This is a genomic window from Cupriavidus sp. GW822-FHT03E04 (assembly GCF_058801495.1).
Genome location: NZ_JBXANI010000015.1, coordinates 1 through 22,275 on the forward strand (window position 1 = coordinate 1; position 22,275 = coordinate 22,275).

The window sequence follows — 22,275 nt, forward strand, 5'->3', positions numbered from 1 at the left end:
CGCCTTAAGGCGATACTCAGACATGGGTCCCTCTTTTCCGCTCTTTTCGCCGAATCCCGAGGCGCCCCATACGGCCTAGGTAAACCTTGACGGCTCGCTTCGCATCGCGCATGGCTACACCAAATCGGTGCTCTGACTCTCCTGCTGGTTGGCTCCCCTCTCCCACTTGTGGGAGAGGGGCCGGGGGAGAGGGCGGGCGCTGGCCGAAGCCGATGCTTGCCAATCAGCGCAGGCTGATCGTCGTATTCACCCCGTCATTTACCGTTGCGTCGTCAAACCACCTTGCCGTGACGGTCTTCGTCTGCGTGTAGAACTGCACCACTTGCTTGCCATAGGGGCCGAGGTCGCCGAGCTTGGAGCCGCGTGAGCCGGTGAAGCTGAAGTAGGGCACGGGTACCGGGATGGGGATGTTGATGCCGACCTGGCCGACGTCGATCTCGCTCTGGAACTTGCGGGCGGCCGCGCCGCTTTGCGTGAATACGCCGGTGCCGTTGCCGAAGGGGTTGCGGTTGACCAGGGCGATGGCTTCGTCCAGCGTGTCGACGCCGATCACTACCAGCACCGGGCCGAAGATCTCCTGCGTGTAGATGGACATCTCGGTGGTGACATCGGCAAACACGGTCGGGCCGATGAAATTGCCTTCGGGGTAGCCGGCTACCTGCACGTTGCGGCCATCGAGCGCCAGCGTGGCGCCTTCGCGTTCGCCGGCTTCGATCAGGCCGAGCACGCGCTGCTTGGCGGCGATGGATACTACCGGGCATACGTCGGTGCCAGGCTCGTTGCCGGCGCCGACCTTGAGCGTGGCGGCCTTTTCCACCAGTTCGGGCAGCCATTCGCGCGCGGCGCCCACCAGCACGGCTACCGACGTCGCCATGCAGCGCTGGCCGGCCGCGCCGAAGGCTGCGCCGGCCAGCGCGTTGAGCGTGTGCTCGCGGTGCGCGTCGGGCAGCACCACGGCGTGGTTCTTGGCGCCCATCATCGATTGCACGCGCTTGCCGTGCGCGCCGGCGAGGTTGTAGACGTGGGTGCCCACGGCGGTGGAGCCGACGAAGGAAACCGCCTTGATGTCCGGGTGCGTGCACAGCGCGTCCACCACCTCGCGCGCGCCATGGACCACGTTGAGCACGCCGGCGGGCACGCCGGCCTCGATGGCCAGCTTGACCAGTTCCATGGTGGATAGCGGGTCTTGCTCCGATGGCTTGAGCACGAAGGTGTTGCCGCACACGATCGCCATGGGGAACATCCACAGCGGGATCATGGCCGGGAAGTTGAACGGCGTGATGCCGGCGCACACGCCAATCGGCTGCTGCAGGGTGTATGTGTCGACAGTGGCGGCCACGTTCTCGGCAAAGCCGCCTTGCTGCAGGGTGCCGATCGAGCACGCGTGTTCCACGACCTCAAGCCCCCGGAAGATGTCGCCTTCGGCGTCGGCCAGGGTCTTGCCTTGCTCGGCGGTGAGGATGGCGGCGATGCGCTTGCTGTGCTCGCGGATCAGCGCCTGGTACTTGAGCATGATGCGCAGGCGCGCGCCCAGCGGCGTGTGGCGCCACGTGGCAAAGGCGCGGTGCGCGGCGCCCACGGCGGCATTGACCTCGGCCGCGGTGGCCAGCGGCACCTGCGCCAGCACCTGCTGGGTGGCCGGATTGACCACGGGGCGGAATTCGGTGGCAGCGGACTCCACCCACTCGCCGTTGATCAACAGCTTGACGGTGGGCACGGCGGCGTTGGGGTTCTGGGCACTCATGGGGTGGTCTCCGTCGGTTCTAAGTGTGGGTGGTGCAAGACAGGAAGGTGTTCGGGCAAGTGGTCAGGCAAGTCGTCGGGCAAGCAGCTCAAAGGGTGCGGGCGATCAGCATGCGCTGGATCTCGCTGGTGCCTTCGTAGATCTGCGTAATGCGGGCGTCGCGGTAATGGCGCTCGACCGGGTAGTCTTCCAGGTAGCCGTAGCCGCCATGGATCTGCAGCGCCTTGGAGCACACGCGCTCGGCCAGCTCGGAGGCATAGAGCTTGGCCTGCGAGGCTTCCGACAGGCAGGGCTGGCCGGCCGTGCGCATGTGCGCGGCGCGGTGCACCAGCAGGCGTGCCGCGTTGAGCTCGGTGGCCATGTCGGCCAGCATGTTAGCAATGGGCGCATGCTCGCGCAGCGGGCGGCCAAACTGCACGCGCTCGGCAGCGTAGCGGCAGGCGGCCTCAAAGGCCGAGCGGGCGATGCCGAGTGCCTGCGCGGCAATGCCGATGCGCCCGCCCTCCAGGTTTGACAGGGCAATGCGCAGTCCCTCGCCGGGTTCGCCGAGCAGCGCGTCGTGCGGCACGTGGCAGTCGTCCAGCGTGATGGCGCAGGTGTCGGAGGCGCGGATGCCCATCTTGCGCTCGGGCGTGTGCACCGAGAAGCCGGGCGTATCGGTGGGCACCACGAAGGCCGACAGGCCGCGCTTGCCTTGTGCCGGCTCGGTGGCGGCAAACACGATGGCCACGCCTGCGCGCTGGCCGTTGGTGACGAATTGCTTGCTGCCGGACAGCACCCAGCCATTGTCCGTGGCGCCCGCCCGGGTGCGCAGGTTGTGCGCTTCCGAGCCGGCCTGCGGCTCGGTCAGGCAGAACGCGCCGATGATTTCGCCGCTGGCCAGGCGCGGCAGGTAGCGCTCTTTTTGCGCCTGCGTGCCGTAGTGCAGGATCGGGCCGCAGCCCACCGAGTTGTGCACACTCATCAGGGTGGCGCAGGCGGCGCAGCCTGCGGCGATTTCCTCGATGGCCAGCGCGTAGGCGATGTAGTCGGTATACGTGCCGCCCCATTCCTCCGGCACGATCATGCCGAGCAGCCCGAGCGCGCCCATCTCCGCCACCACCTCCGGCGGCAACTGGCCGGCACGGTCCCACTCGGCGGCGCAGGGCGCCAGGCGCTCGCTGGCGAAGGCGCGAGCGGTGTCGCGGATCATGGCTTGCTGTTCGCTGAATTCGTGGTGCATGGCGGCTCGGGTTGGGCCGGGATTGGCGTGGGGGCACGCGATCCGGGTGAGGCTGGCGGTCTGGTGGCCCGCACTGGGCGGGAGTGTTGGCAGCAAGTGTAGGAAGACAGGCGAGGCGCTCCTATGCCAGAATCCGCCAACCTTGCTGAACTCGTTTGCCACTGCTGGCAAGCCTGGGCCAGCAAGCCATCCGTTCCAGATCCTTGCCTTTACATGGAAAAACACAGCGTCGCCATCTGCTTCGTGCATCACGCTACCGCGGGCTTGCGCGCGCGCGGCATCGCGCCGGAGCCGGTGCTGCAGGCGGCGGGCATCGTGCCCGCGCTGCTGGCGGTGCCGCAGGCGCGCGTGTCAGCGGCAAGCTATAGCGCGCTGTGGATGGAGGTGGCCGCCGCGCTGGACGATGAATTCTTTGGCCAGGACTCGCGCCGCATGAAGTGCGGCAGCTTTGCCATGCTGTGCCACGCCATCGTGGGCAGCAAGACGCTGGCGCAGGGGCTGGAGAGGGTGGTGCGTTACTTCGGCTTGCTGCTGGACGATATCGGCGTGCGGCTGGAGCGCGAAGGCGTGGGCGGTGAGCCGGGCGCCGGCAAGCGCGCACGGGCTGCGCTGGTGCTCACGGCCACCTCAAGCCAGCCGCCGAGCGTGTTCGCGCAGGAGACCATGCTGATCATGCTGCACGGGCTGATGAGCTGGCTGCTGCGCCGGCGGGTGCCCGTGCTGCTGGCGGCGTTCAGCTATCCGGAGCCGGCCTATAGCGCCGAATACCGCCTGATGTACTCGCGCCACCTGGCGTTCGGCCAGCCGGCCACGGCGCTGGTGTTCGACGCGGCCTGGCTGGACCAGCCGGTGCACCAGGACGAGCGCAGCCTCAAGGCCTTCCTGCGCGACGCACCGCACAACGTGGTGGTGAAATACACCGACCGCACCAGCATCATGGCGCGCGTGCGGCGCCAGTTGCGCTCGCAGCCGCCGGAGCAGTGGCCCACCTTCGACCGCCTGGCGCACGACGTGCACATGTCGTCATCGTCGCTACGGCGCCGGCTGATGGAGGAGGGCGGGACCTACCAGCAACTGAAGGATGAGATGCGGCGCGACCTGGCCATCGAAGCGCTGAGCCATTCCAGCCGTCCGCTGGCGGAAATCGCGGCCGAGCTTGGCTTTGCCGAGCCGGGTGCGTTCCATCGCGCGTTCCGGCGCTGGACGGGGCTGCGGCCCGGGGCGTACCGGGGCACGCCGTTGCAGGCTTAGAGCGTCAGTGCCTAGTGACCAGTTCGGAGGGCGCGCTGGCTGCTGCCGGGGCAGGCACATGCGCCAGCATGCGGTTGCGTCCCGATAGCTTGGCCATGTAGAGCGCCGTATCGGCGCGCGCGGTGAGCTGCGCCAGGCTCTCGCCGGGGTGCCACCGGGCATAGCCGCCGCTGACCGTGTAGTGCACGGTGCCGAACGGGCCACTGACTCGGCTACCTTCGGCCAGCAGGCGGATGCGCTCGGCGGCAGGGCGGGCCGCTTCCAGCGAACTGGCGGGCAGCAGCACGACGAATTCCTCGCCGCCCATGCGGCCGATGCTGTCAGGCGCGCGCAGGCTGGCGGCGGCCAGGCGCGCGAACTCCACCAGCACGGCGTCGCCCGCGGCATGGCCGAAGGTGTCGTTGACCGCCTTGAAGTGGTCGATGTCGATGATCAGCAGCACGGGCGGAGGGCCGCCGCGCCCGGCGCGCGCCAGCTCGCGCGCGGCCTCGTTCTCGAACGCCTTGCGCGACATCACGCCGGTCAGGAAATCCGTGTTGGCCACGGCCTCGAGCTGGCGCACCATGGCGTCGTGGATCATCAGCACGGCGCCCATGGTGAGGCCCGGCATGGCCAGCGCGCCGAGCACCAGGAAGGCGGCATTCAATCCGGGCGTGCTCGTCGTGGCAGGGTGGTCCATGACCGAGAGCGCGGACAGCACGCCCCGCAATGCATGCGCCGCGGACAGGAAGAAGGCGAACCCGGCGGTGGTCAGGTAATGGCTGGCCGGGCGAGCGCGCGGGCGGTAGCGCACCAGCACGTACCCTGCGCAGGCGCAGAATGTGGCGTGGAATGCCGAGACGATGACCACGCGGGTATTGAAATCATTGAATACATAGCGCCACGTCGCGACGCCGGCCACCACGGCGAGGGTGCCGGCGATCATCGCGCGCCAGGGTGGCTGCCGCCCGCAGAAGCGGGCGATGCCCGCATGAAACAATGCCAGCCCCCAAGCCAGCGCGCCGTTGGCCACCACGATCGATAGCGCATCCGGGATCCTGTCACGCAGTGTAATCAGCAGCAGCGCGACCATGGCCGTCAGGTTGGCTTGCCACCACAGCGTCACGCCCGGCTGGCCGCAGCGCCGCAGCGACCAGACGATCGCCAGCATCATGACGCTAAGGAGCGTCGTAACGGCTAGCAGGGCGAACGGGTCGGACATCTGCAAATTTCCTCCGGTGCAGTGGGTGGGCGTGATGAGGCTTGGTGAGGCGGGTAGTCTCGCCGGGCCTGGCGGCGAAGCTCGCGAGAATACCTCAATGGCGTTGTCCCCATTCACCTACGCACGTGGGGTGTCGGACAACCGCCTGCGGGAGGCCGGTGCGAGAGGACGCGCCGGGGCCGGACGGCTAGAATGCGGGGCGGAACGCTTTGATCGGCGGGGCGCATCAATGCCTGCCTGATCCCTTCATCACTGCCCTAGCCTGGAACACAATGCAACCGATCAGATTTGACCTCGGCGACCTGCAGGCGATGGTGGCCGTGGTGGAGCAAGGCGGCTTCCGCGCTGCCGCCGAGGCTCTCAGCCTGTCGCAGCCGGCCCTGTCGCGTCGTATCGACAAACTGGAGCAGGCGCTCAATGTCAGGCTGTTCGAGCGCACCACGCGCCGCGTCACCCTGACCGTGGTGGGCCGGGAGTTTGTCGGCAAGGCGCGCGCGCTGCTGGCGGAAGTGGAATCTTCCCTGATGGGCATCGGCGACGCGGCCGCGACGCGCTCAGGCGAGGTGACGGTTGCCTGCGTGCCGTCGGCGGCGCATTACTTCCTGCCGGCGGTGATCGCGCGTTTTCATGCGCAATTCCCCAACGTCCGCGTCAAGATGGTGGACGAAGGCGCCAACGTCGTCTTGCACAGCGTGGCCAGCGGCGAGGCGGACTTTGGCCTGAACTTCATCGGCACGCAGGAGGCCGACCTGCTGTTCGAGCCCTTGCTGCGCGATCCTTTCGTGCTGGCTTGCCGACACGACCATCCGCTGGCCCGGCGCCGCTCGGTGAAATGGGCTGAACTTGGCGCCCACACGCTGGTAGCGTTAGCCAAGTCGAGCGGCAACCGGCTGATGCTGGATCTTGCCCTGGCCGAGCTGCCGCTGCGGCCGGCCGCCTTCTACGAAGTGCGCCATGTCAGCAGCGTGCTCGCGCTGGTGGAGGCCGGGCTGGGGGTAGCGGCCGTGCCGCGCCTGGCGCTGCCCGGTGGCGAGCGCGCCACGCTGGTCGCGGTCCCCCTGCGCGATCCTGCCGTGTCCCGCACGCTGGGCATCCTGCGCCGCCGTGGGCGTACGTTGCCGGCGCATGCGCAAGCGCTGTACGACATGGTCGGGCAGGCGGTGGCACGGCGTGGCCGGAGCGCGGCCACATCGGCGCAAGGCGGGGGCGGCAGCGCCGGTATTGATGCGTAAAACCGATCAAATCCAAGAAACATTGCATTATCGCCGTGCGCGGTGCTTGCATAGAATGGTCGGCCTGCGCCGCGGAGACTGAAGCGGGCAGGCCGATTTCCATTTCAATGCCCACAGAGAGCGCATATGACCACGCCGACCATGCTGACCATTGCCGTGCCGTCCCCCGTCAAGGCAGCCCGCAAGCCTGTTTCCCCTTCCCATCTCCCTCGGCAACACAAGCAGCCATGGCTGGCGCTCATGCTGGCCGGCGTGGCCAGCATGGCGCTGGCCGCCGGCAATGCGCTGGCCGACGAGGTCAAGGTCATGAATTCGGGCGGCTTTACCGCGGCCTACAAGGCGCTCGGCCCGGGCTTCGAGAAGGCCACCGGCAATACGCTGTCCACCGCATGGGGCCCCTCGATGGGCAAGTCGCCCGAGGCCATTCCCAACCGGCTCGCGCGCGGCGAGCATGCCGACGTGGTGATCATGGTGGCCTATGCGCTGGATGACCTGATCAAGCAAGGCAAGGTGCTGCCGGACAGCCGGGTCGACCTGGCCGATTCGCGCATCGGCCTGTCGGTGCGCGAGGGCGCGCCCAAGCCGGATATCAGCACCGTCGACGCATTCCGCAAGACCCTGCTGGATGCCAGGTCCATCGCCTACTCGGACAGCGCCAGCGGCGTGTATGTCGAGACGGAGATGTTCAGGAAGCTAGGCATCGAGGCGCAGGTCAAGGGCCGAGCCCACAAGATCGAGAAGACGCCGGTTGGCAGCGTGGTGGCGCAGGGCGAATACCAGATCGGGCTGCAGCAGGTCAGCGAGCTGCTGCCGGTCAAGGGTGCCAGCTTTGTTGGCAAGATTCCCGAGCCTTTGCAGAAAATCACGACATTTGCCGCCGGCGTACCGGTGGGGGCGGAGCATCCTGAGGCCGGGCGCGCGTTGATTCGCTATCTGGCTTCGCCCGCGGCGCGGGGCGAGATCGAGCGCAGCGGCATGGATCCGGTCGTTGGGGATACGCGGAGGCAGTGAGTGTGAGAGGCAGGGCGGGCGTTGGTTGCGCGTTCGCCCTGGCGCTTGCCCTGGCAATCCGGAACGGCGGCGAAGCGGCGCCGGCGGGGCTGCTCCGGCGCGAGGAGACTTCATCCTGAAACGGGTTCTTGGCGCGCCGTGCAACCGGATTCAAAACAATCCGTCTGGATGGTATGATCCGGGCCCATGACACAAGCACACCGCCGAAAGAAGCAGCCCGACGTGCTGCGCCCGCAGCTATTGCACGCTGCGGCGCAGCTCGCCCTCGAATCCGGCCTGCGCGCCGTGACGCTGGATGCGGTGGCGGCGCGTGCCGGCGTCAGCAAGGGTGGGTTGCAGCATCATTTCCGCAATAAGCAAGCGCTGCTGGACGCGCTCTTCGACGATGCGGTTGAGACCTTCAACACCGATGTGGCCGCTGCGATCGCCAGCGACACGCAGGCCGAGGGCCGCGCGGCGCGGGCCTATATGCGGGCGACGTTGCAGGAAGAGCGGAAAGAGGACGCCGCCAGCTATCTGCATCTGCTGCTGGCGCTGATGCTGACCGATGCCGATACACGCGATCGCTGGGCACCACGCATTGCCGAAATCGCGCGCCCCGATCCGCTGCCCGCGGCGGAGGCGGCGAGGCTGATGATTTGCCGCCTGGCTGCTGACGGGCTGTGGCTCGCCGACCTGCTGGGCAGCCAGTCGATGGAACCCGGGCTGAGGGTCGAGGTCCTGCGCCAGCTGGACCAGATGACGCGGTGCCAGCCGCAATGAACGCACGATCGAACGCTCAATTGAGTACCTCACTGAATACCCAACTGAATACCCAGCCAAGCGCTCAATTTGGCCCCTGGCAGGACGCCGGCGCGCCCACGCCGGCCACGCCGGGCGCCGACGCGAATTTGCACCGGGCCATCGACGCGGCCCGAGACGCCCTGCTGAGCCACCAGCATCGCGACGGCCACTGGTGCTTCGAGCTCGAGTCAGATGCCACCATTACTGCGGAGTACATCCTGATGATGCACTTCGTGGACGAAATCGACGCCGATTTGCAGGCGGCGATGGCGGTCTACCTGCGAAGCATCCAGAGGCAAGACCGTCATGGTGGCTGGGACCAGTACCACGGCGGCGCGCTCGACGTGTCATGCAGCGTCAAGGCCTATTTCGCGCTGAAGGCGGCCGGCGACGACCCGGATGCCCCGCACATGGCCCAGGCTCGCCGCGCCATCCTGGCGCAGGGCGGGGCCGCCAAGGCCAATGTTTTCACCCGCATCCTCCTGGCCACATTCGGTCAGGTGCCTTGGCGCGCCACGCCCTTCGTACCGGTCGAGCTCATCCTGTTCCCGCGCTGGGCGCCGGTGCATCTGGACAAGATGGCCTACTGGGCGCGCTCCACGCTGGTGCCGCTGACGGTGCTGTGTTCGTTGCGGGCCAAGGCCATCAATCCGCACCGTGTCGGGGTCAGCGAGCTGTTCGTCACGCCGCCCGAGCACGAGCGGCACTATTTCTCCCGCGAGGGCCTGATGCGCAAGGCCTTTCTGGTGGCCGACAAGTTGGCACGCACGATCGAGCCGTGGATTCCCGCCGCGGTGCGCCGGCGGGCCATCGCCCGGGCGCAAGCCTGGTGCGTGGAGCGCATGAACGGCGAGGATGGCCTGGGCGGGATCTTTCCGCCGATGGTGTACTGGTACGAGATGATGACGCTGCTTGGCGTGCCAAAGACCGATCCGGCACGCGTTACCTGCCTGGCCGCGATCCGCAAGCTCGTGGTGCGCCGCGCCGACGGCTCGGCCTATTGCCAGCCCTGTCTGTCACCGGTGTGGGATACCGCCTGGAGCATCATGGCCTTGCAGCACGCCGGCACCGACGCGTGCACGCAGCAGGCGGTGCAGCGCGCCTACGACTGGCTGGAAGCGCGGCAGGTGCGAGACCTGCGCGGCGATTGGGGCAAGCACGTGCCGGCCTCCGTGCAGCCCGGCGGCTGGGCGTTCCAGTACGCCAATGCCCATTACCCGGACATCGACGACAGCGCCGTGGTAGCCGCCATGCTGGCCGTGCACGCGCGCCGGATCGGCCAGCCCGAGCGCTACCAGGACGCGGTCGCGAGCGCCGTGAAATGGATGGTAGGCCTGCAATCGCGCAATGGCGGCTTTGGCGCCTTCGATGCCAATTGCGATCGCGATTACCTGAACCGCATCCCCTTCGCCGACCACGGCGCCCTGCTGGATCCGCCCACCGAGGACGTTTCCGGGCGTGTGCTACTATGCATCGGCCTGAGCGGAAACCGCGAAGCGCACGCCGACGCCGTCGAGCGCTGCGTGGCCTATCTGCGCCGCACGCAACGCGCCGACGGCGCCTGGTGGGGACGCTGGGGCAGCAACTATATCTATGGCACCTGGAGCGTGCTGGCGGGCCTGGCGCTGGTGGGCGAGGACGTGCGCCAGCCCTATATCCGCAAGGCAGTCGACTGGCTGCTACGCTGCCAGCACGCCGACGGTGGATGGGGCGAGACCAACGATAGCTACTTCGATGGCTCGCTGGCCGGCACCAATGGGGGCGAGAGCACGCCCAACAGCACCGCCTGGGCGTTGCTGGCCCTCTTCGCCGTGGGCGAGGTGGATACGCCCGCAGTGCGCAGGGGCATTGCTTACCTGCTGGACTGCCAGGCTGGCAGCGGCCTTTGGCAGCATCCGTCGCACAATGCGCCGGGCTTCCCCCGCATCTACTACCTGAAGTACCACGGCTACACCGCCTACTTCCCGCTATGGGCGCTGACGCGCTACCGTCAGCTGGCAAGGCGCCCGGCGGCGAAGTAGGCGCCGAGGTGCCCGGAGGTGCCCCGAGGCGCCCCATACGGCCCCGCGGTCAGTCGCGCATCGCCGGCATGGCGTTGCCAGTCAGCAGTACCGCCGCTTGCTCGCCATACGCCACCACGTAACCGCCGTTGGAGGCTTGCCATGCCTGGGCGCCTTGCCGGTCGGCGAACCAGAGTTGCTGGTAGTCGCCGAACTGTCCAAGGTCGAGGCGGTAGCGGTCCAGTACCCTGGCGGGCCGGCCGTCGATGTCGCGTTTGCATGCGGACCAGCTGGCGTAGCCCAGTTCGGCCGCCAGCAGTTGCAGGCAATGCTTGAGCTGCAGGGTGTGGCGCAGCCGGTAGAGTTCCGCGACGCTTTGCGTGCGTACCTGCGCGCGGTGGATGCGCCGGATTACCGGTAGCGCCTGCATGGCTTGTTCGGCGTGGAGCTGGCGCAGCAGCCTGCGTGCATGGCGGCGCAGGAAGTCGCTATTGGGGGCGCGAGCTGGTGTGTTGAGCGTTGTGAGCCACATGTCATGTCCTTTGCAATGCCGTTTCCCGCGGCGGCAAAAAAGGTCAACGGTGTGGTTCTTGCAACGAACTGGCGGTGCCGGGCTGGATCGCTCGGCGCCGTACGGTACGGGCAGGCAGGTGCGCTGGCTTTTGCGGGAGCGGGCGCCCTGCCAGCGCCCGGGCGAGATTATATGCCAACGGCGGGTGCGCTTGGCAAGCGTTGCCGCTTTCAGGGTGCGCCTGCCCTTTGGCCGGATGCCAGCCCACCAGCCCACCAGCCTGCTAGGCTGCCTGCGCCTCGATCTCGGCCGTTAGTCCGAGTTCCTCCACCAGCCGCGCCGCCAGCGCTGCCGCCTGGTTGCGCACGTCGATGATGGTGCCGGATTCCCACAGCGCCCCGCGCAGCGGCGCGCCCAGTGCGCTGAGGCCCGGCACGAGGCGGCCGCCGCGATCGAATACGCGGCCGTGCGCGTCGCCGTCCAGGCCGGAGCCGGCTGCCGCTTGCCGGACCAGGCCGCGCGCCAGCAGGCTGCGCACCAGCGGCCGGGTGTTGCCGGCGTGCCAGCCGTATTCCGCGCCGGTGCAGTTGATGGCGGCGTCCACCGTGGCCGGGGCTTGCAGTTCGCGGGAGAGGTGCAGAGCCACCCGGACGTGTTTCTCCGCCTTGCCTGCGGGGCCGCGTTGCCAGCCGTTGGCGTTATTCACTTCATTCTTGCCGGCCACGGCTTCGAGCGCGGTGACGCGGGCGGCGTGCACATGCAGGCGGCCCTGCGCACGCACTGCCTCGAAGACCGCGTGCGTGGGCGGTGCCGCGCGATGCAGCAGGTTGTCCCAGAAGGGGCGCACGTGGCGCAGGAAGCGTTGGCGCTCCGGCACGCTGGCGGCTGCCCACAGCGGGGCGATGTAGGTGCGCAGCGCGGGCGGCACGCTTTGCCAGTCGAGGCCCTGGGTGGCCAGCTTGTCGCGCTGGTGGCGCACCCAGCGGACCACGCTGCGGGCGGTGGGCGCGGCCAGCGCTTCGGGCCCGGCAGCGGCGAGGAAGTCGTCGCAGGGGCCGGCGTTGTGGCGCAGCCAGGGCACCAGCGCGCGCCGCGAGAACGCGTGGTAGGTGCCGGTGAAACCGAGCCGCTCCAGCGTGGCAACCACGTCGAGCATGGTCAGGCTGGTGCCGATCAAGGCGATATCGCGCGCGCTTGCGAGCCGGGCCAGTGCATCGGGTTGCCAGGGATCCGGGATGTAGCGGCCGTCGGTTTCCAGTGTGTCGTCTTGCGCCAGCGCTGGCCGTGCCTGCTGCACGCCGGTGGCCAGAACGATGTGGTCGGCGTCCCATGCGCGGCCGTCGGCGCCGCGCACGCGGTGCGGCACGCCGATGGTCACGTCGGTGATTTCCGTGCGTACATGCTCCAGCGTGACGCGTCCGGCGGCCCCGGCCAGGGCGCGCGCCAGGGTGTCTCGCAGGTAGTCGCCATAGACGCTGCGCGGGGCGAAGGCATTGTCGGCCTCGGCTGCGCTGGCATGCCCGTGGCGCACCAGCCATTGCGAGAAGTCCTCCAGCGCTTCGGGATAAAGACTGAAGTTCAGCGCGGGCCCGTTCAGGTAGTGGGCCGGGTCCTGCGTGCTGTAGGCCAGGCCGCGCCCCGGCTCGGCGCGCGGCTCGAACAGGTGGATGGCAAGCGGGGCGCTGCTGTCGCGCAGCAGGCGGATGGCGCTCAGGGTGCCGGCCATGCCGCCGCCGACGATGGCGATGCGGCGCGGCTGGGAATCGGGTCGGGTCATGATGGCCTCAGGCTTGGGTGCCGGGCGGTGTGGCTGCCGCGGCGTGGGTTGCGATGTCGGCCGCCGCGTGCAGGGCCTGCGCGCCGGCGCCGGCCAGGATCGCGTCGTTCTGCGGCGTGTGGATGCGGCTGCAGAGCACGTTACGGTAGTGGCGCTCAAGCGGGTTGCCGCGCGACAGGGCGGGGTTGCCGGCGTGCCTGAGCGCGAGCTCGACGGCGGCGATGGCGTTGTCGGTCACGTTGAGCTTGAGCAGGTTGCTGTCGCTGGCGCTGGCCGGTGCGCCGGCATCGGCATCCGCGCTGAAGCGCTCCAGCAGGATGCGGTTGGCCAGCAGCCAGGCGTCGATGCGGCCCACCGCTTCCTGGAAGCGCGGCAAGGTGGCCAGCGGCGCGCCCAGGCTGCCAGGGGCGCGCAGGTTGAGCCATGCCACGAACCAGTCGCGGGCGCTGCGCGCCACGGCGTCATAAAGCGTGCCGAGCAGGGTCGACGTCCACACGGCCCAGGCCGGGTCGTAGCGCTCGCCCCAGGCGGCGGGCAGGCGCAGGTCGACCGCGTAGGCGGCGGGCAGCGGCGTGTTGTCGAAGACCACGTCGTGGCTGCCGGTGGCGCGCATGCCGAGGTGGTCCCAGGTGGGCACCACGGTGATGCCGGGCGCATCGCGCGGCACCAGGAACACGCCGGTGCGCGGGACCGGCTCATCGGTGCGTCCCCATACGGCCAGCCAGCTCAGGGCCGGGATGCCGGTGGAGTAGATCTTGTGGCCGGACAAGCGCCAGCCATCGCCGTGCCGGCACGCCACCGTGGCCGGCAGGCCGCCGCGCGCGGGAGACCCCAGCTCGGGCTCCACGCGCAGCGAGTTGATCAGCGCGCCTTGCTCCACCGCGCTGCGCTGCACCTGCTCCCGCACGGGCGCCGGCCATTGCGTGTCCTGCGCCAGGTTGCGGTGGCCAAGGATCTGCATCACCAGCACCAGCGCGGTAGACGGATCTCCGGCGGCAACGTGATGGACGATGCGGCGGACGTCGGCGAGTCCCGCCCCGGCACCGCCAAGCGCGCGCGGCACGGTCAGCGCGAGCAGGCCGAGCTGGTGGAGCTCGGCGATGTTCTCGAAGGCGAAGCTGCCATCGCGGTCATGGGCGGCGGCACGCGCGGCAAAGCGTTCGGACAAGGCACGCAGTGCTTCGTCGGAGGCAAGCGTGCGGGCCGCGTCGGGCAGTGGCGTGGCCGGCTCGGCTGAGGCAAAGCCGTTCTCGCGATGCCACTGGGAAATCCGCTGCCGGCTGGTGGTGCCGGTGGACTGCAAGCTCATGGTTGCTCCTGTCGTGTGCTTGTGCTGTTTTGTCTTTGGTGTTGCTTGGCGGGGGCTTAGTGGCAAATCAGCCCGCTCTCCACCAGCATCATGTTGAAAGCGGCGTCGCCGGCGGCCGCGTCGCGCAGCCGTGCAAGGCGCCCGTCGCGCTGCCAGCGCGCCAGCCATTGCGCCAGGTAGCGGGCGGATTGCGCGTCCGGCTGGCGCAGCGCCAACGCCGCGCCCTCGCCGTCGAGCACCAGCGGCGCCGCGGTAAAGAAACGCCACTCGGGCAAGCGCATCACCCGGGCGACCAGCGTGGCGTCTTCCGCCACCGCCGCGCACTCGCCGCGGCGGAACGCCAGCAGTGCCTGCAGCGCGGAGGGATAGCTGCGCAGCACGGCGCCGGCGCGCGCCAGCGCGGGTTGGAAGGGGCTGCCCGCGCTCACGCAGGCCGTCTTGCCATTGAGGGCGTCGAGCCGGCTGACCGGCGTGTAGCGCAGCGTCAGCAAGGTGCCGCGCGGCGTGGCCGGTGCCGGCACGGCAGCCGCGCGCGGACGTGCGGCGTCCTGCGGCGCGCCGAAGGCGAGGTCGATATCCGTATTGGCACCGTTGCCGAAGCTCGCAACGGGCAGATGGCGCAGCCGCACCGGTACGCCCAGCGCGCGGCCGAGCTCGGCGGCCAGTGCGGCCTCGCCCGGGTCGGGCTCCGCGATCAGGGGCCGGCCCGGTGGCGTGGGGCGCGGATAAGCGTGCACGCCCACCACCAGCTCGCCGCGCGTCCGGGCCTGCAGGAGCAGTGGGCCGGGCTCGGCCGGTTGTGCTTGCCAGGGTGCACCCGTGAACAGCCAAAGTGGCATGGCCATGGCACCGGCGGCCAGTGCTATGGTGCCTGCCGCGCGGCGCGCAGCACGCAGCGCTGCCGGCGGGATGCGGGGCAGGGCGCGCGCTGGGTTGCGCCCTTGCACCGCATGCGGGCCCAGCCACCCGGTGCCGTTCAGATGCCAGAGTTCATCGGGCATGGCTTACCATCCCTGGCCCAGCCCCAGCAGGCCCAGGATCTCGCGGCGCAGCCGGATCAGCTCGGGATCGTCGCGGTGGCGCGGGTAGTCGCGATCGATCTTGATTTCCGCCGTGATGCGGGCGGGGCGTTCGCTGAACACGATCACGCGGGTTGCCAGCAGCAGTGCTTCTTCCACGTCGTGGGTGACCAGCAGCGCGGTAAAGCGCGAGCGCTGCCATAGCGAAACCAGTTCGCCCTGCATGCTCAGGCGCGTGAGGGAATCGAGCTTGCCCAGCGGTTCGTCGAGGATCAGCAAGCGTGGCTCGTTGACCAGCGCGCGCGCCAGCGCGGCGCGTTGCGCCATGCCGCCGGACAGCTGGCGCGGATAGGCCCGCGCGAACTCGGTCAGGCCGACGCGCGCCAGCGCATCGTCCACGCGCTCGCGCTGGCTGCCGAGCAAGCCGCGCGCCTCCAGGCCCAGTGCGGCGTTGTCCCAGACGGTGCGCCACGGGTACAGCGTCGGGTCCTGGAACACCACCACCCGGCTCGGGTCCGGCCCGCCGATCGGCACGCCATCCACTGCCAGCGTGCCGCGCCGCGGCGGCTCCAGCCCGGCAACGAGCCGCAGCAGGGTGGACTTGCCGCAGCCGCTGGGGCCGAGCAGGGCCACGAATTCGCCCGGCTCGGCCGTCAGGCTGACGCGGCTGAGCACCGGCAATACCTGGTCGCGCAGCGTGAAATGGTGGCTCACCTGGTCGATCGTCAGGCGCACGCCGTTGCTGGCGCTGTCCCTGCCGGTGGCGGCTTGCGCAGGTTGGGCCTGGGCGGGTTTGTCGAGCACGGCGCTTACCATTTGACCACTCCTTTTTGCCATGCCAGCAGGCGATCCCGTGAGCGGAACAGCAGCGTGATAAGCCCCGAGAAGATGATCGCCATGACCAGCAGCGCGCCGTACATGCTGGCGTAGGCGGCCCAGCCCTGGGCCCATTGCAGATACCAGCCCAGCCCGGACTTGACGCCCAGCATCTCGGCCACCACCAGCACGGAGAACGACGCGCCAAGGCCCATGAACAAGCCAACGAACACGCTGGGCAGCGCCGCGGGCACCGCCACCTTGAGCACCAGGAAGCGCTCCTTGGCGCCGAGCGTGCGCGCCACGTCGTAGTACGCCGGGTCGACCGCCGCCACGCCTGACCAGGTCAGCACCGTGACCGGGAACCAAGTGGCCAGCGCCACCAGGAAGGTCGCGGCGCTGGCGCTGCTGGGAAAGGCGAAGAACACGATCGGCAGCCAGGCCGTGGCCGGCAGCGGGCCCAGCAGGCGCAGCACCGGATGGACCCAGTAGCCCGCGCGGGTCGACCAGCCGATGGACACGCCAGTCAGGAAGCCCGCCAGCGCACCCAGCAGGTAGCCGGTGGCCAGCAGGCGCAACGAATGCGCCACCGCCTCCGCCAGCCGTGCATAGTCTTCGACAAAGACTTCGACAAGCGCCTGCGGCGGCGCGAAGAAGGGGCGCGGCAGCAGCCCGAGCTTGGCGGTCACCACTTCCCAGATGAAGGTCAGCACCGCCAGCACCAGCAGCCATGGCCCTGCGCGGCGCAACGAGGCGCCAATGCCGCCCAGCCGGTGCTGCACGAAGGCCAGCACCAGCAGCACCACGGCAATGCCCGCGAACAGCGAGGCGGTCTCATGGGTCAGCGGCCAATCCTCCGGCTCTGGCCAGAACTTGACGATGGCCGCCACGCTCAGCCAGGCCGCCGCGGCCAGCGCGCCACCCAGCCAGACGCGCGGCACGGCGGGCGCGGGCACGGCCAGGAAATCATCGTGCGCATCCTGCAAGCCATGCGCACCGTGTTGCCCTTCAGCCGAGAACGTTGGCATAGATGCGCTCCGCGAATTTGTTGGAGTCGGTGCCCGGCCGGATGACCGACACCAGCTTGAGCTCGTCCGTGTATTGCGCCAGTTCCTTCTTCAGGTCCGCGCCGACCGGATGGTGGCCGTGGGTGTGGCTCTTGAGCATGGCCACCACATCGGCCTGCGGCACCTTGGCGAACTCGGCAAAATGCCGGGCGGTTTCTTCCGGGTGGGCTACCGTCCAGTCCTGCGCCTGCAGCACGGCGTGCGTGAGCGCGGCGGCGGCCGGCTTGTCCTCGCGCAGCAGGCTGCCGCGAATCCCCAGCACGCAGCAGGAGCGGTTGGCGTATTCATCCGACAGGTTGGTGGCCACCTCGACCAGGCTGCGTTCCTTGCGCAGCAGGTAGGTGCGCGGATCGCCATCGGCGGCGGCCTGGGCCTCGCCCTTTTCCAGCGCGATGCCGAGCAGGTCCGCCGGGTATTGGCGCCACTGCACGTCGCGCACCGGGTCGATGCCGCGCTTGGCCAGCAGGATGGAGAAGAAATTCTTGGCCGGGCTGGCCATGTCGCTGACCGCCACCGTCTTGCCCTTGAGGCTCTTCAGGTCGGTCACGCCGGAATTGCGCAGGGTGAGCAGCCGCATGCAGCCGCCGTGGGTGGCGGCGGTCAGCTTCACGTCAAAACCCTGTTCCAGCGGCTTGAGCCAGCGCAGCGCCATGCCCACGCCCGCATCCGCCTTCTTGGTCGCAATGGCTTCCAGCAACTGGTCGGTGGAGCCGCCGAAGTTGATCAGCTCCACCTCCAGCCCATGGTTGCGGAAGATGCCTTCCTTCACCGCCGCGGCGACCGGCGCCAGGCACACGCCGCTGGCGTTCCAGGCCAGTTTGATCGGCTTGAGCTGCCCCGCGGCGCTGGCCCGGGACGTCCAGACAAAGGGTGCGATGCCGCTGGCCACGGCCAGCGTGCCGGCTGCCTGTAGCCAGCCGCGGCGGTTCAGGGTGGCGGTGCTGCGCGGGTTGTCCGCGGACGCGGGACGGTGGTCGGCCAACGGTTGCTCTGGCTCTTGATGCATGACACTCCTCGTTAGGCGGCGGTATGCCCGATGTGGTGGGATGTGGACGATATGCACCATGCTAAGAACAGGTTCACTGCAATAGAACGAATTTGTTGGCACAAGCTTGCACGCCCAGCGACTAATGCGGCCGCTGCATATGCTTGTACCGAGGCGGTGGCCGATGGCCCGCTGGGTTAAGATCGCCGCTTTCCACTCCGGTCAGATCGATGCAAGCGCAGGCAGTCGCCGCCCCAAGGCGGGTGGATATCGTGGTGTACCCCGGTTTCAAGGCCATGGAGGCGATCGGCCCGATGACGGTGTTCGACTACGCCAATGTGCGGCTGGCCCAGCTCGGGCAGCCACCGGCCTATGCCACGCGGGTGGTGGCGCTGGAGGCCGGCCCGGTGCGCTCGGACACGCTGATGACGCTGGAGGCCACGGCGCGGCTCGATCCCGTGCTGCTGCCGGATATCGCGGTGATCGTCGGCGCGCGCGACATTGAGCGGGCCATGGGAGACGCCGAGGGCATCGTGCCGTGGGCGCGCGCCGTGGCGCCACGCATCGGACGATTGATTGCGCTGTGTTCGGGCACCTTCTTCCTGGCGGCGGCGGGCGTGCTGGACGGGCGCCGCGCCACCACGCACTGGAGCGTGGCCACGCTGCTGCGCCAGCGCTTTCCGGCCGTGGAGGTGGATGCGGATGCCATCTTCATCCGCCAGGGCAACCTGTGGACGTCCGCCGGGGTGACCGCCGGCATCGACCTGGCGCTGGCCGTGGTGGAAGAGGATCTTGGCCGGGACCTGGCCCTATACCTGGCACGCGAGCTGGTGGTCTACCTCAAGCGCCCGGGCGGGCAATCGCAGTACAGCCTGCACCTGGCCAGCCAGGCGACCAGCCATGCCGGCATTCGCGGGGTGCAGGACTGGATCCTGTCCGACCTGGCGCACGATTTCACGCTGGAGGAAATGGCGGGGCGGGTGGCGATGAGCGAGCGCAATTTCCGGCGCGTGTTTGCGCGGGAGGCGGGTGCCAGCCCGATGGCGTTCATCGAGTCGGCGCGCATCGAAGGGGCGCGGCGGCTGCTGGAGCAGGGTGAGCTGCCGCTCAAGGCCATTGCGGCGCGCACGGGCTTCGGGTCGGATGAAGGGCTGCGGCGCGCGTTCCTGCGCCAGCTAGGTATCACGCCGCGCGAGTATCGCGAGCGGTTTGGGGCCGTGCAGCCATAGCGCAGGGTTACTGATTGCCTGTGGCAGGCGATGCGGCCGCGGCGGGCGCATTGGCGTGAAGGCCCGGATCCTGGCTCGCCGGCGTATCGGCGGCGCCCGTGCCGCCGATGCCGTTCTGCGTGCTGTCTTGCGAGCGCTGGCGACCCCGGCCGCGGCCGCCGCCACGCCCGCTGGTCCCGACCGGCGCGGCGTGGTTCTGCCGCAACTCCTGGTTGATGCTGTCCACCGTGCGCGGCGAAGGCGTCATGCGCGCGAAGTTGCTCTGGATCGCGTTCATGGCTTCGTCGCCGCCGGCGGGCGAGCCTTGCGCAAAGGCGGCGCAGGAGAGCAGCAACGTGGCAGCCACGGGAATCAGGCGGAAAGTGCGGGCGCTGCGGAGCATCGTGATGTCCTTCGGGGTTGTCGCGTTCCCGGGGGATGCTAGCAGCATGGCGTGCCGGCGGGCAACGCGGCGCCCGACGGATTCCGTTTCAGCGGCCACCAGCTTGTTTCAACGTATTACCAAGCGGCGCCGCCTGCCCAAAGCGAAGCGGTTCTACTCCAGGTTCTGCCCGATACGCCACAGCACCCCGGATGGGTCCAGCAGCACGAAATCCCGCATCTTCCACGGCTGGTCCTGCGGCGGCACCAGCCTTACGCCGTAGCGCCCGGCGAGGTCCTGCGCGTTGACCTTGTCCCACCAGGCCCCGACGTCCTCCACCAGCAGGTGCATCATCAGGTTCTCGGCCAGGTCCCGGACGTAGAAATTCTGCAGCATGAAGCTGCACGATCCGTGATGCAGGTAGGCCAGGCTGTCGTCGCTCCACGGCATGACGAAACCCAGGTCCTGGTAGAACTGCTTGGAGAGCGCGAAATCGCGGGCGGGCACGAAGGCCTTGAGTTCGATGGCGGACAGGTTGCTCATGGTATGGGTACCGCCAGGCCAGGCCAGGCCAGGCCAGGCCAGGCCCGGACGAGCGGCTGTGGTTGGCTTTTTGTTTTGAGTAGGAACGCAGGTCAATGCCCCAGCGCTGCTGCACACGCGTCACGATCCAGGCATTGTCGTGTTGGGTCAGTACGTTGCCATCGGCGCCGCGGATCGATGTCGACATGGCTCGTGCGTGCAGGGGAGCGGCAGCTTGCCGCGCCCCTGCCGGCGGCGCACTTCAGAGCTGCGCCGCGTGGTGCCGGATATGGTTCTCCATCAAGGTGGAGATGAAGTAGTAGCCGTGGTCGTAGCCCTCGTGCCGGCGCAGCAGCAGCGGCTGCCCGATGGCGGCGCACGCGGCTTCGAAGACCTCCGGATACAACTGCTCGGCGAGGAATTTGTCGGCCAGGCCCTGGTCGACCAGGATGCCGCGGGGGAAGGGTGCCTTTGCCTGGCGCGCCATCAGCGCCGAGGCATCGTACTGTTCCCAGCTGGCGCGATCCTCGCCCAGGTAGCGGCTGAACGCTTTCTCGCCCCAGGGGCAACGCGTGGGCGCGGCGATTGGCGCGAACGCCGACACGGAGCGGAAGCGCCCGGGGTGACGCTGCGCCAGCACCAGCGCGCCGTGCCCGCCCATCGAATGGCCGAAGATGCCAACGCGCTGCGCATCGGCGGGCAGCACCGTGGTGACCAGGTCGAACAGCTCCTGCGTCACGTAGCTTTCCATGCGCCAGTACTGGCTCCACGGCGCCTGCGTGGCGTCCAGGTAGAAGCCCGCCCCCACACCGAAATCCCACGACTCGGCCTCGCCAGCAATGCCGGTGTCGCGCGGGCTGGTATCCGGCGCCACCAGGATCAGGCCGTGCTCGGCCGCATAGCGCTGGGCCCCGGCCTTGACCATGAAGGTTTCCTCGGTACAGGTCAGGCCGGCCAGGTAGAAGAGCGCGGGCAGGCGCTGTTCGGGCTGGACCAGCGCCTGCGCGGGCAGGAACACCGAGAACCGCATCGGCAGGCCGATGGTGGCCGATGCATGGCGATAGAAGCGCTGCACGCCGCCGAAGCAGCCGTGCTCGGAGAGAAGCTCGAGCATGGCCGGCCTCAGTACAGCACGACCGAGCGGATCGACTCGCCGCGCTTCATCAGGTCGAAGCCCTCGTTGATGCGCTCCAGCGGCAGGGTGTGGGTGATCAGGTCGTCGATGTTGAGCTTGCCCTCCATGTACCAGTCGACGATCTTGGGCACATCGGTGCGCCCGCGCGCGCCGCCGAAGGCCGATCCCTTCCATTCGCGCCCGGTCACCAGCTGGAACGGCCGGGTGGAGATTTCCGCGCCGGCCTCGGCCACGCCGATGATGATGGACTTGCCCCAGCCCTTGTGACAGCACTCCAGCGCCTGGCGCATGACCTTGGTGTTGCCGATGCACTCGAAGGAGTAGTCGGCGCCGCCATCGGTCAGTTGCACGATATGGTCCACCACGTTCTCGACTTCGTTCGGGTTGATGAAATGCGTCATGCCGAACTTGCGTGCCATGGCTTCGCGGCCCGGGTTCAGGTCCACGCCGATGATCTTGTCCGCGCCCACCATCTTGGCCGCCTGGATCACGTTCAGGCCGATGCCGCCGAGGCCGAATACCACCACGTTGGCACCGGCTTCCACCTTGGCGGTAAACAGCACCGCGCCCACACCGGTGGTCACGCCGCAGCCGATGTAGCAAACCTTGTCGAATGGCGCGTCCGGGCGGATCTTGGCCAGCGCGATTTCCGGCACCACGATGTGGTTGGCAAAGGTGGAGGTGCCCATGTAATGGAAGATCGGCTTGCCATCGATGGAAAAGCGCGAGGTACCGTCGGGCATCAGGCCCTTGCCCTGGGTCGAGCGAATGGCCTGGCAAAGGTTGGTCTTGCGCGACAGGCAGAATTTGCACTGGCGGCATTCCGGCGTGTAGAGGGGGATCACGTGGTCGCCCGGCTTGAGCGAGGTCACGCCCGGGCCCACGTCGGTGACGATGCCGGCGCCTTCGTGGCCCAGGATGGCCGGGAAGATGCCCTCCGGGTCGGCGCCCGACAGTGTGTAGTAGTCGGTATGGCAAATACCCGTGGCCTTGATCTCCACCAGCACTTCGCCAGCGCGCGGGCCGTCCAGGTCCACTTCTTCCACGGTCAGCGGGGCGCCGGCTTTCCAGGCGATGGCGGCTTTGGTCTTCATGATGGT

Annotated in this window: 20 protein-coding genes; 6 read left to right on the forward strand and 14 right to left on the reverse strand. The window is 68.7% G+C overall.

What is annotated here, in order from left to right; all coding sequences use genetic code 11:
• Positions 1-223: 223 nt before the first annotated feature.
• Positions 224-1,744, reverse strand: a complete 1,521-nt coding sequence (locus tag AC1RQC_RS22170; RefSeq protein WP_492370888.1) for a CoA-acylating methylmalonate-semialdehyde dehydrogenase — start codon at positions 1,742-1,744, stop codon at positions 224-226.
• An 88-nt stretch (positions 1,745-1,832) separates the two neighbouring features.
• A complete protein-coding gene (locus AC1RQC_RS22175; protein WP_477132365.1) occupies positions 1,833-2,966 on the reverse strand; it encodes an acyl-CoA dehydrogenase family protein in 1,134 nt (377 codons plus the stop codon).
• A 213-nt stretch (positions 2,967-3,179) separates the two neighbouring features.
• Here AC1RQC_RS22175 and AC1RQC_RS22180 point away from each other — a divergent pair, with 213 nt between their 5' ends.
• On the forward strand, positions 3,180-4,217 hold the full coding sequence (locus AC1RQC_RS22180) for an AraC family transcriptional regulator (protein ID WP_492884681.1): 1,038 nt from the start codon (positions 3,180-3,182) through the stop codon (positions 4,215-4,217).
• 4 nt (positions 4,218-4,221) lie between these two features.
• Here the strand turns inward: AC1RQC_RS22180 and AC1RQC_RS22185 are convergent, their stop codons facing one another.
• Complete coding sequence (locus AC1RQC_RS22185) at positions 4,222-5,418, reverse strand: GGDEF domain-containing protein (RefSeq protein WP_492884683.1); 1,197 nt, start codon at positions 5,416-5,418, stop codon at positions 4,222-4,224.
• Between the two features lie 272 nt (positions 5,419-5,690).
• Here AC1RQC_RS22185 and AC1RQC_RS22190 point away from each other — a divergent pair, with 272 nt between their 5' ends.
• The 4 genes from AC1RQC_RS22190 to shc all read left to right on the forward strand — a co-directional run bounded on the left by AC1RQC_RS22190 (position 5,691) and on the right by shc (position 10,465).
• Positions 5,691-6,650 (forward strand): LysR family transcriptional regulator, encoded by a 960-nt coding sequence (locus tag AC1RQC_RS22190; RefSeq protein WP_492370885.1) that lies wholly within the window; start codon positions 5,691-5,693, stop codon positions 6,648-6,650.
• A gap of 240 nt (positions 6,651-6,890) precedes the next feature.
• A complete protein-coding gene (locus AC1RQC_RS22195; RefSeq protein ID WP_492370961.1) occupies positions 6,891-7,661 on the forward strand; it encodes a substrate-binding domain-containing protein in 771 nt (256 codons plus the stop codon).
• A gap of 222 nt (positions 7,662-7,883) precedes the next feature.
• Positions 7,884-8,423: a TetR/AcrR family transcriptional regulator gene (locus tag AC1RQC_RS22200; protein ID WP_492884685.1), complete on the forward strand. Its 540-nt coding sequence runs from the start codon at positions 7,884-7,886 to the stop codon at positions 8,421-8,423.
• Positions 8,420-10,465, forward strand: a complete 2,046-nt coding sequence (gene shc, locus AC1RQC_RS22205; protein ID WP_492370883.1) for a squalene--hopene cyclase — start codon at positions 8,420-8,422, stop codon at positions 10,463-10,465. Before AC1RQC_RS22200 ends, shc begins: the two co-directional genes overlap by 4 nt.
• A 49-nt stretch (positions 10,466-10,514) precedes the next feature.
• On the opposite strand, the gene AC1RQC_RS22210 is transcribed toward shc, so the two are convergent.
• From AC1RQC_RS22210 to AC1RQC_RS22240, 7 genes are all read right to left on the reverse strand, one after another.
• Positions 10,515-10,976 (reverse strand): hypothetical protein, encoded by a 462-nt coding sequence (locus AC1RQC_RS22210; RefSeq protein WP_492370882.1) that lies wholly within the window; start codon positions 10,974-10,976, stop codon positions 10,515-10,517.
• Between the two features lie 262 nt (positions 10,977-11,238).
• Positions 11,239-12,732 (reverse strand): FAD/NAD(P)-binding protein, encoded by a 1,494-nt coding sequence (locus AC1RQC_RS22215; protein WP_492370881.1) that lies wholly within the window; start codon positions 12,730-12,732, stop codon positions 11,239-11,241.
• A gap of 7 nt (positions 12,733-12,739) precedes the next feature.
• The gene (locus AC1RQC_RS22220) at positions 12,740-14,041 is read right to left on the reverse strand and encodes an acyl-CoA dehydrogenase family protein (protein ID WP_492807264.1); all 1,302 of its coding nucleotides are present in this window, start codon (positions 14,039-14,041) and stop codon (positions 12,740-12,742) included.
• A gap of 56 nt (positions 14,042-14,097) precedes the next feature.
• Positions 14,098-15,042, reverse strand: a complete 945-nt coding sequence (locus AC1RQC_RS22225; protein ID WP_492807265.1) for a substrate-binding periplasmic protein — start codon at positions 15,040-15,042, stop codon at positions 14,098-14,100.
• Positions 15,043-15,045: 3 nt separating this feature from the next.
• Complete coding sequence (locus tag AC1RQC_RS22230) at positions 15,046-15,876, reverse strand: ABC transporter ATP-binding protein (RefSeq protein ID WP_416052454.1); 831 nt, start codon at positions 15,874-15,876, stop codon at positions 15,046-15,048.
• Complete coding sequence (locus tag AC1RQC_RS22235) at positions 15,870-16,904, reverse strand: ABC transporter permease (protein ID WP_416052455.1); 1,035 nt, start codon at positions 16,902-16,904, stop codon at positions 15,870-15,872. The genes AC1RQC_RS22230 and AC1RQC_RS22235 overlap by 7 nt, the downstream gene beginning before the upstream one ends.
• On the reverse strand, positions 16,885-17,949 hold the full coding sequence (locus AC1RQC_RS22240) for an ABC transporter substrate-binding protein (RefSeq protein WP_492370878.1): 1,065 nt from the start codon (positions 17,947-17,949) through the stop codon (positions 16,885-16,887). Before AC1RQC_RS22240 ends, AC1RQC_RS22235 begins: the two co-directional genes overlap by 20 nt.
• A gap of 209 nt (positions 17,950-18,158) precedes the next feature.
• On the opposite strand from AC1RQC_RS22240, the gene AC1RQC_RS22245 reads away from it, so the two are divergent.
• Positions 18,159-19,157 carry a GlxA family transcriptional regulator gene (locus AC1RQC_RS22245; RefSeq protein WP_253930791.1) on the forward strand — a complete coding sequence of 333 codons (999 nt, stop codon included), beginning with the start codon at positions 18,159-18,161 and terminating at the stop codon, positions 19,155-19,157.
• A gap of 7 nt (positions 19,158-19,164) precedes the next feature.
• Here AC1RQC_RS22245 and AC1RQC_RS22250 read toward each other — a convergent pair whose 3' ends face one another.
• From AC1RQC_RS22250 to AC1RQC_RS22265, 4 genes are all read right to left on the reverse strand, one after another.
• Positions 19,165-19,539, reverse strand: coding sequence for a hypothetical protein (locus tag AC1RQC_RS22250; RefSeq protein ID WP_492370877.1), 375 nt, complete (start codon positions 19,537-19,539; stop codon positions 19,165-19,167).
• Positions 19,540-19,692: 153 nt separating this feature from the next.
• Positions 19,693-20,061, reverse strand: a complete 369-nt coding sequence (locus tag AC1RQC_RS22255) for a VOC family protein (RefSeq protein ID WP_459376025.1) — start codon at positions 20,059-20,061, stop codon at positions 19,693-19,695.
• Between the two features lie 241 nt (positions 20,062-20,302).
• Complete coding sequence (gene fghA / locus AC1RQC_RS22260; protein WP_492370875.1) at positions 20,303-21,154, reverse strand: S-formylglutathione hydrolase; 852 nt, start codon at positions 21,152-21,154, stop codon at positions 20,303-20,305.
• Positions 21,155-21,162: 8 nt separating this feature from the next.
• Positions 21,163-22,269, reverse strand: a complete 1,107-nt coding sequence (locus AC1RQC_RS22265) for an S-(hydroxymethyl)glutathione dehydrogenase/class III alcohol dehydrogenase (protein WP_253930794.1) — start codon at positions 22,267-22,269, stop codon at positions 21,163-21,165.
• Positions 22,270-22,275 lie beyond the last annotated feature (6 nt).